An 8,562-nucleotide genomic window follows, 5' to 3' on the forward strand; every position below is an offset into this window, starting at 1 on the left:
ACCGGAAAGGTGCTGATTCCCGCCCTGCAGTTCAAAGGGGTTGCGAGCGAACCCATCGCCCTGCAGGTGGAAAAGCGCACAACCGCCAGCAGCGGCTCGGAACCGGTCTTTCTGGAGACAGAGCTGGATAAATCCTCGGTGTATGTGCAGGAACAACTGCTGCTGACACTGCGTCTCAACACCTCGGTGCCCCTGCAGGGACTCAGCAGCGAAGAGTTGCTGGTCAACAATGCCTCCCTGGTGAAAGTCTCTGAAAACCAGTACCAGAAGCGCGATAACGGCATGGTCTACCAGGTGGTGGAACTGAAATACGCCCTGTTCCCGGAGGCCAGCGGCGAGCTGGTGATCCCTCCGGTGCGCTTCAACGCGTTGGTTCCGGACCGCCGCGACCCCTTCGCCGGGTCGCTGTTTGGCCACCGCGGCAAACCGGTATTCCTGCTCTCCGAAGAACAACACATCGACGTCAAACCGCGACCAGCCAGTTTCGGCTCCGGTGACTGGCTGCCCGCCAAAGGCGTCAGTATCAGTGAACGCTGGAGTCGCCCGCTGAATGAGCTGGTGGCCGGTGAACCCGTCACCCGCACCATCAATCTTTCCGCCCAGGGGCTGATGGACAGCCAGCTGCCACCGCTGGCCATCGATTCCGGCGACGGTTTCAAGGTCTACCCCGATCAGCCCCAACTCGACAATAGCGTCGACGGCAACGGCATCATCGGCTCACGGATTGAGTCCGTCGCCATCGTGCCCTCCCGGGATGGCATCATCACCCTGCCTGCAATCACGGTGCGCTGGTGGGACACGGCCAGCCAGCAAGTCAGGAAAACCGTACTGAAGGGGCATACCCTCAAGATCGAACCCGCCGCCGGCGTCACGGCCGCGCCCGCGCCGCGCCCATCACTGCCCGCAGCGACGGTGGATTCCACCACCACAACGGGACCGATCGCCACCACTGACAACGGGCGGGCCAGCCTGCTGGTCTGGTTATTGATCGCCACCAATCTGTTGCTGTTGCTGGCGGTCGCGGTGCTGTTCCTGCTGTGGCGCAACAGCCGCGATCGGCGCGCAGTGCCCCCTGCGTCGCCCGGCGAGGGCGGTGAGCGGGAGTCAGCGCTGTTCAAGACGCTGCTTCACTGCGCCAAAGACGGCAACCTGCGCAGCTTCCGCGAAGCGCTGTTGCTGTGGGCCGGGGCTTTCTGGCAGCAACCGCTGTTGACGCTGCTGGATGTTGCCGAAGCCGCAGACAACCATCAGTTTTCCAGCGATCTGGAGGCCCTGGATCGGGCCCTGTACAGCCCCGACCTGTCGGGCAAGGTGAATCTCGACACCCTCTGCGAGCACATCAAACAGTTGCGCAAACAGCACCGTTCAGACAAACCCGACAAGGGCACCACCCTGGCCCCGCTCTACGGCGGCAGGAAAAAACCCTAATGGGCTGAGCTAACGGACTGGCTGGCTGGAAAATGCCTGAAAATGGGCATTAACAACCGAAACCGACCCCATATTGTGCACATTTACCCCTGCCGCTGTTTCTCACACCGGCCGCGGGGCTGTGGTCATTTTTTATCCTACTTTTATCCGACGGCGGCCCTCGCCAGTGGTGAATGCATCCAGTAGAATGGATTTCAGCTTCTCCATCCAGAGCGCTGTTTACAGGCCCCAGTATGTTTCAATTTCTCCCACAGCTCCCCTCCTCAGCCATGCAAGGAATCAGACTATGCGTCGAGTCGTCTTCAACCAAAAAGGTGGCGTAGGCAAATCCAGCATCACCTGTAACCTGGCTGCCATTTGCGCCAGCCATGGCAAAAGAACACTGGTGGTTGACCTCGACCCCCAGGGCAACTCCACCCACTACCTGCTGGGCCAGGACTGCAAACCCGAACTCACCATCGCCGACTATTTTTCCCAGACCGTGTCGTTCAACCTGTCCCCCAAGAAGCCGGCGGATTTCGTCATCCCCACCCCCTATGAAAACCTGTCGGTGATCGCCTCCGATCCCGAGCTGGAAGCCATCGAACAGAAACTGGAATCCCGCCACAAGATCTACAAGCTGCGCGACCTGCTCGGCAAGCTGGACAAGGATTTTGACCAGGTCTTTATCGACACGGCACCGGCGCTGAATTTCTACACCACCTCCGCGCTGGTCTGTGCCGACCGGGTGCTGATCCCCTTTGACTGCGATGCGTTTTCCCGCCACGCCCTGTACAACATCCTCGAAGTGATCGGCGAAATGCGCGAAGACCACAATGAAAACCTGGAAGTGGAAGGCATTATCGCCAACCAGTTTCAGCCGCGGGCGAACCTGCCGACACAGATCATTCAGGAACTGATCAACGAACAGCATCCGGTGCTGCCGGTGTACCTGAGCCAGTCCGTGAAAATGCGCGAGTCCCACCAGGCCTGCAAGCCGCTGATCCATTTCGCCCCCAGCCACTCGCTGACCCAGCAGTTTGTAGCGTTACACCAGCTGATCAGCGGTGAGCAAAAAGTGGTAAAAAAAGCGGCCGGTAAAAAGACAGCCCCGGAAACGGTGTAAGGGGCTTTTCGCCCCTCAACAGCCGTTTCGCAGGCAAAAAAAAGGAGAGCATTGCTCTCCTTAATAGTAACCCTTGAGATAGAGGGTAGATGTCACTCATCGTCTTCACACCCTTCGGCGTGTCAACGGGGCCATTATTGCGCTTCGCAATCGCCGCCACATTGACCACGATCAACTGCAATCACGCTTTTTGCTACTTTTCCCGATATCACGCCCCCAGCCCTCCTACTCACAACAGACTCACAGGCTTTTCGAGGCAATTTCATAGGTGTCCCGGGACAGTCCGGGTTCCGCCAGCACCCGCGCCAATTGCTCGCGCATCTGTTGCTGGCGTTCCAGGTTGTAGCGCCGCCACTTGGTCAGCGGGGTGAGCTGCCGTGAGGCAATCTGCGGGTTGAGCTTGTCCAGGGCGATAATGTTGTCCGCCAGGAAGCGGTATCCCTCGCCGTCCTCCCGGTGGAAATTCACCGGATTGCTGTTGCAGAACACGCCGATCAGCGAGCGCACCTTGTTGGGGTTGTGGAAGTCAAAGGCCGGGTGTTCCATCAGCGCTTTCACCCGCTCCAGGCCGCCGGGGAGCACACAGGCCGCCTGGGTCTGGAACCACTGATTCAATACCAGCGGTTCGTGCTGCCAGTCATTGAAAAACCTGTCCAGCGCCTCCGCGGCGATGGCCACCGCTTCCTGGCGGGGGTCATTGACCAGCCCGTTCAGGGCCGAGAGGCGGTCGGTCATGTTGTCCGCCTCCAGGAACTGGCTGCGGATCAGGGTCAGGGAATCCTCGGCGGCACCGTTCAACAGGTAGCGCAGGGACAGGTTCTTCAGGCTGCGTTTGGCCATGGCCGGACCGGATAGCTCGTAGCGCGCTTCGCGGTTGGCCAGATAAGCCTCACGCCAATGCGGCATCAGTTGCCGCCCCAGTTCCCGGCACATAAAGCGCCGCACCTGGTGAATGGCCTCCACATCGATCACCTCCGCCAGCTCTGCCAGCAGGAATTCGCTCGGCAACATCAACACCAGTGCCTGCATGGCCTGATCGGTAGCGGTTTCCGTCAGTACTTTGGCGAAGGCATCCACCAGACGCGGATCCAGCGCCAGTGGCCGGCCCTCGCGGTAATCCACCATCAGCGCCTGCATCAGCTTGATCGACAACTGCTGCCCGGCATTCCAGCGGTTGAAGCCATCGCTGTCGTGGGCCATCAGGAAGCCCAGTTCATCCAGGCTGTAGGGGTAATCCAGTTTCACCGGCGCGGAGAAACCGCGCAGCAGCGAGGGCACCGGCTGTGCCGAGATGTTCTCGAACACCAGGGTCTGTTGCGCTTCGCCAATCTCCAATACCCGACTGGTGGCGCCTTTGGCGTCCAGCGGCAGATCGCCCTGGGCGGTCACCAGCCCCACCGTCACCGGGATCAGGTAGGGCTGTTTTTCCTGGCATTCCGGTGTCGCCGGACAGCTCTGGCTGAAGTGCAGCCTGAATTGCTGCTGGGCGGCATCGTATTCACCGGTCACCGACAGACGCGGGGTGCCCGCCTGGCGGTACCAGTTCATAAACTGGCTGAAATCCCGCTCGCTGACATCCGCCATGGCGGCGATGAAATCCTCAATGGTCACCGCCTGGCCGTCGTGGCGCTCGAAGTACAGGTCGGTACCGCGGCGAAACAGTTCCTCACCCAGCAGGGTGTGAATCATCCGCACCACTTCCGCGCCCTTCTCGTAGATGGTGGCGGTGTAGAAGTTGGAGATCTCCATATAGGACGCCGGCTGCACCGGGTGAGCGGTGGGACCGCCGTCCTCGGCAAACTGCACGGTGCGCAGCATGTTGACATCTTCAACCCGCTTCACCGTGCGCGACCCCATGTCCGCGGAAAACTCCGAGTCCCGGAACACCGTGAAACCCTCTTTCAGGCTCAGCTGGAACCAGTCCCGACAGGTGACGCGGTTGCCGGACCAGTTGTGGAAGTACTCGTGGGCCACCACCGCCTCCACCCGCTTGAAGCCGTCGTCCGTGGTGGTCGAAGGATGGGCCAGCACGCAGGAGGTGTTGAAGATATTGAGCCCCTTGTTCTCCATGGCGCCCATGTTGAAATCGTCCACCGCCACGATCATATACAGGTCCAGGTCGTATTCCCGACCGTACACCTGCTCGTCCCAGGCCATGGCGTTTTTCAGGGAGGTCATGGCGTGACCGCACTTGTCGACGTCCTTCTCTTCCACATACAGCTTGAGGGCGACCTGGCGACCACTGCAGGTGGTGAAGCTGTCCTCCACCAGTGACAGGTTGCCCGCCACCAACGCAAACAGGTAGGCGGGTTTCACAAAGGGATCGTGCCAGGTGGCCCAGTGGCGGCCATCCGGCAATTCGCCCCAATCCTGCAGGTTGCCGTTGGACAACAGCACCGGGCACTCCGCCTTGCTGGCCACCACCGTGGTGGTGAACTCCGACATCACATCCGGGCGATCCAGGTAATAGGTGATCTTGCGGAAACCCTCGGCCTCGCACTGGGTGCAGAACATGGTGCGGGATTTGAACAGCCCCTCCAGGGAGGTGTTTTCCCTTGGGCGAATCAGCACTTCCGTGGTCAGGGTAAATTTGTCCGGCACCTGGTGAATCAGCAGCTCGTCAGCGCTGACCGCATACTCCGGGGCCGCCAGCGCCCTGCCGTCGATGGCCAGCTGTTGCAGGGACAACTGCACCCCGTGCAGCACCAGGCTTTTGCCCCGGTAGGGGCTGGCCGGGTTGCGGCGCATCTCCAGATTGGCCAGCACCGTGGTGTCGCCCTCGCCAATTTCCACCCGCAGCTCGGTTTTGTCGATCAGAAAGCGCGGCACCTCGTAGTCTTTCAGGTAAATATTGCCCGGTTGGGCATCTCTCATGGCCATGGTCAGATTGCTACTTCCACGTGATAGGCGGTGTATTTGCGGATGTTGATCACCCCGCTGTCGAGAATCAGGTACTGACCCTTGATACCCAACAGGGTGCCCTCAACAACCGGGTCTTTGTCCATATTCAGGCTGGTCACCTTGGCGGGATGGGACAATACCGGGTAATCGATATCGACCAATCCACCGTCTTCCAGCCGCTGCAGGGCCTGTATACCAAAGCGGGCCTCCAGTGCGGTGAGCGCTGCGTCACAGCGTTCAAACAACCCGTCGCGAATGCTCGGCAGATCCACCGGCTCGATATCACCCTTGAGCATGGTGCGCCAGTTGGTCTTGTCCGCCACATGCTGGCGCAACAGGTCTTCCACCAGGCCGGACTGCTGGCGGGTTTTGACCCGCATGATCGGCAGCGCCTGCACGGCCCCCTGGTCGATCCAGCGGGTGGGCAGCTGGCTTTCCCGGGTAATGCCCACCTTGACCCCGGAGGAATTGGCCAGATAGACGATATGGTCGACCATACAGTGACTGTCGCCCCACTCCGGTTCCCGGCAGGTGCCCTCGAAATAATGACATTTTTCCGGGCTGACAATGCAGCTGTCGCACTGGGCCAACCGGGTGAAACAGGGGTAACAGTAGCCCTGGTTGAAGCTCTTGTTGCTGCGGCGGCCGCAGTGAATACAGTGGATGGTGCCGGTGTACTGGATGCGGATGGGGTTGCCGATCAACTCATTGAGCGGCAGACGCGCCTCGTCGAGTGGCAGCTGATACTGCACCGGAGCGGCCAGCGCCACCGGCATTTTCTGCAGGTGTCCGGCATAACTGGGCACCGCTCAGCCCCGCCATTTAACGGGTTGCGGGTCATCGCCGTGGCTGTGCTGTTTACTGGCGCAGGGTTCGGCCTTCACCTTCGGCGGTATGTAACCCACCCGCTCCTCCGCCGCCTTGTGGCGGGCGTCATAGGCAATGATGGCCTGCATGCTGTTTTCCCGCTGTTCCGCCGTCAGCCGCGAGCCGTCGGGCCACTTGCCGGTTTCAACCGCAAGCTTCAGGTTTTCGTATATGTCGGGGGTGATGGCATCGATCAGCTGCTGAAAATCCATGGAATTCCTCGGTGTGCAAAAATGGCCAATGTCTGGATCGGCCAAATCGGGGGATAGTGGTACAAACAAGGGAGATTATAACAATTACTTGCGGCTGCGGCCGGACTCGGTGAAGCCCGCCCAACCGCCCAGCAACATGCCGCTCAACAGTCCCACGCCGTGGGCGGCATTGGCGATACTGCCGGACATCAGCATATCGATCAGACCGGTCATGCCCGCCAGCAGCCAGAACAGCAAAAAGCCCAACAGTCCAGGCGGCAGCGCCAGTATCGGCCTGGGCGCCACTTTGTTGCGTATCCAGATATAGCCGAGCAGGCCGTAGACCACTCCGGACATGCCGCCGAACAGCGCGGGGCCACTCCACAGGTACTGTCCCAGGTTCGACGACACGGCCATCAGCAGCACGATCACCAGCATCGGCACGCTGCCCGCCAGCGGCTCAATACGGCGCCCCAGCTCCCACATCCACACGCCGTTAAAGGCCACGTGGAAGATACCAAAATGGAGGAAGATGGGGGTGATCAGGCGCCAGTATTGCCCACTGGCCATGGCCTGATCGGCGGTGGCGAACTGGATGTTGTCGCCGATCAGCTCGAAGTCCTGGAAAGTGAACCAGTGAATCAGTGGAAAGCCCCAGTCGACAATCGCGGTTCCCACAATACTGAGCAACAGCAATACCACCACCACCGGCATTTTCCGGGCCTGCTCCTGGAAACCGAGCTGTTGGCTGCCAGGCAGTGGCGGCGGCGGATGGTGCAGGCTGAAATCTTCCAGCATCCGCACCACCGCGCGAACGTCCTCCGATGCCCCCACCCAGAGTTCAACCATGTCACCCTGCCGCTGCAGGCGATAGGCGATACCCCGTGCGTCCAGCGCCTGGTAGAAATCGGTCAGGTCATAGCGGGCGGGAATATCCGCCACCTGAACCCATTCGGGATGCGGCTCGCTCATCGCGCTCAGCCCTCCCGATCAGCGGCACCCAGACGGCTACCCCAGCCCAGCTTGGTACGACAGGTTTCGTAGAAGTTGTGCCCCACCGGATGAATCAACTGGATCGGCTGGGCCTTTTTGTGGATGCGGATGATATCGCCGGGCTCGGACTGCAAATCATTCTGGCCGTCACAGGTGACCAGCGGATGCAGCTCGTTGCGGGAGCCGACGCGGATTTCGATATCGCTGTTGCCACCCACCACAATCGGCCGACTGGTCAGGGTGTGGGGGTTCATGGGCACCAGTCCAATGGCATCCAGATTGGGGTGCATGATCGGCCCACCGCCAGACAGGGCATACGCGGTGGAACCGGTGGGGGTCGACACAATCAGGCCGTCGGAACGCTGGCTGTAGACGAACTGGTCGTCGATATAGAGTTCAAACTCCATCATCCGCACCGACTTGCCGGGGTGCAGCACCACATCATTGAGGGCGGCGCCGCTGCCAATCACATGATTCGCACGGCTGATGGAAACCTCCAGCAGGAAGCGGCTGGAGATAATAAATTCACCGGACAGCACGCGCTTGACCTGTGCTTCCATCTCGCCGGGGAGAATGTCGGTGAGAAAGCCGAGGCGGCCGCGGTTGACACCCAGCAGCGGCACATTGTGGTTGACCAGACTGCGCGCGGCACTGAGCATGCTGCCGTCGCCACCGACCACAATCACCAGATCCAGCGGCACATCCAGCTTGCCGCACTCGAACACCGGCAGCTCGCTGTTGCCAACAATGCGCGCGGTATTGGCCTCCAGCAACAGGCTGTAACCGGCCTCGGCCAGGAAGTTGATCAGGCGTTTGACGGAATCGCCGATCTCCGGCAATTCGATATTGGCCACCAGGGCAATGCGCTTGAAATCAGTCATGGGGTTATCGGATGTGTCCCAGGGGAAAATGTCCCTGCATTATATAGCGTCGGCCGGAACATCTCCTGCGCAATCCATAACAGCAGCTTTCGAACTGCTGAAAGCTCCACGTAAAACCTCCAAATTACATCATATAGACAATATATCTAACTGATTTATAGTTATTTATGTTTTCCATTAAGAGCTGCCCAATCCG

At 60.1% G+C, this 8,562-nt stretch carries 7 protein-coding genes; 2 read left to right on the forward strand and 5 right to left on the reverse strand.

Translation table 11 applies throughout. The features are described from left to right. Both ABY948_RS09640 and ABY948_RS09645 read left to right on the forward strand, forming a co-directional pair. Positions 1-1,428 (forward strand): BatD family protein (locus tag ABY948_RS09640; protein WP_461482321.1); only part of this gene is annotated, 1,428 nt, incomplete at its 5' end. Between the two features lie 286 nt (positions 1,429-1,714). Beyond that, on the forward strand, positions 1,715-2,533 hold the full coding sequence (locus tag ABY948_RS09645) for a ParA family protein (RefSeq protein WP_461482322.1): 819 nt from the start codon (positions 1,715-1,717) through the stop codon (positions 2,531-2,533). A gap of 240 nt (positions 2,534-2,773) precedes the next feature. Here ABY948_RS09645 and pepN read toward each other — a convergent pair whose 3' ends face one another. The 5 genes from pepN to ABY948_RS09670 form a co-directional block, all read right to left on the reverse strand. Next, positions 2,774-5,407 (reverse strand): aminopeptidase N, encoded by a 2,634-nt coding sequence (gene pepN / locus ABY948_RS09650; protein ID WP_461482327.1) that lies wholly within the window; start codon positions 5,405-5,407, stop codon positions 2,774-2,776. 8 nt (positions 5,408-5,415) lie between these two features. Next, positions 5,416-6,240: a DUF2797 domain-containing protein gene (locus ABY948_RS09655; RefSeq protein WP_461482323.1), complete on the reverse strand. Its 825-nt coding sequence runs from the start codon at positions 6,238-6,240 to the stop codon at positions 5,416-5,418. Between the two features lie 3 nt (positions 6,241-6,243). Next, positions 6,244-6,513 carry a YeaC family protein gene (locus tag ABY948_RS09660; RefSeq protein WP_461482324.1) on the reverse strand — a complete coding sequence of 90 codons (270 nt, stop codon included), beginning with the start codon at positions 6,511-6,513 and terminating at the stop codon, positions 6,244-6,246. Positions 6,514-6,597: 84 nt separating this feature from the next. After that, the gene (locus ABY948_RS09665; protein ID WP_461482325.1) at positions 6,598-7,464 is read right to left on the reverse strand and encodes a rhomboid family intramembrane serine protease; all 867 of its coding nucleotides are present in this window, start codon (positions 7,462-7,464) and stop codon (positions 6,598-6,600) included. A gap of 5 nt (positions 7,465-7,469) precedes the next feature. Beyond that, complete coding sequence (locus tag ABY948_RS09670; RefSeq protein ID WP_461482326.1) at positions 7,470-8,366, reverse strand: NAD(+) kinase; 897 nt, start codon at positions 8,364-8,366, stop codon at positions 7,470-7,472. Positions 8,367-8,562 lie beyond the last annotated feature (196 nt).

It is taken from the genome of Porticoccus sp., assembly GCF_041592135.1.
GTDB lineage: Bacteria > Pseudomonadota > Gammaproteobacteria > Pseudomonadales > Porticoccaceae > Porticoccus.

What these genes read in the sequence shown, in the direction of transcription:
- ABY948_RS09645 (WP_461482322.1), top strand. Translation starts at nt 1,715, where the DNA reads ATGCGTCGAGTCGTCTTCAACCAAAAAGGTGGCGTAGGCAAATCCAGC.
- pepN (WP_461482327.1), bottom strand. Translation starts at nt 5,407, where the DNA reads ATGAGAGATGCCCAACCGGGCAATATTTACCTGAAAGACTACGAGGTG.
- ABY948_RS09660 (WP_461482324.1), bottom strand. Translation starts at nt 6,513, where the DNA reads ATGGATTTTCAGCAGCTGATCGATGCCATCACCCCCGACATATACGAA.
- ABY948_RS09665 (WP_461482325.1), bottom strand. Translation starts at nt 7,464, where the DNA reads ATGAGCGAGCCGCATCCCGAATGGGTTCAGGTGGCGGATATTCCCGCC.
- ABY948_RS09670 (WP_461482326.1), bottom strand. Translation starts at nt 8,366, where the DNA reads ATGACTGATTTCAAGCGCATTGCCCTGGTGGCCAATATCGAATTGCCG.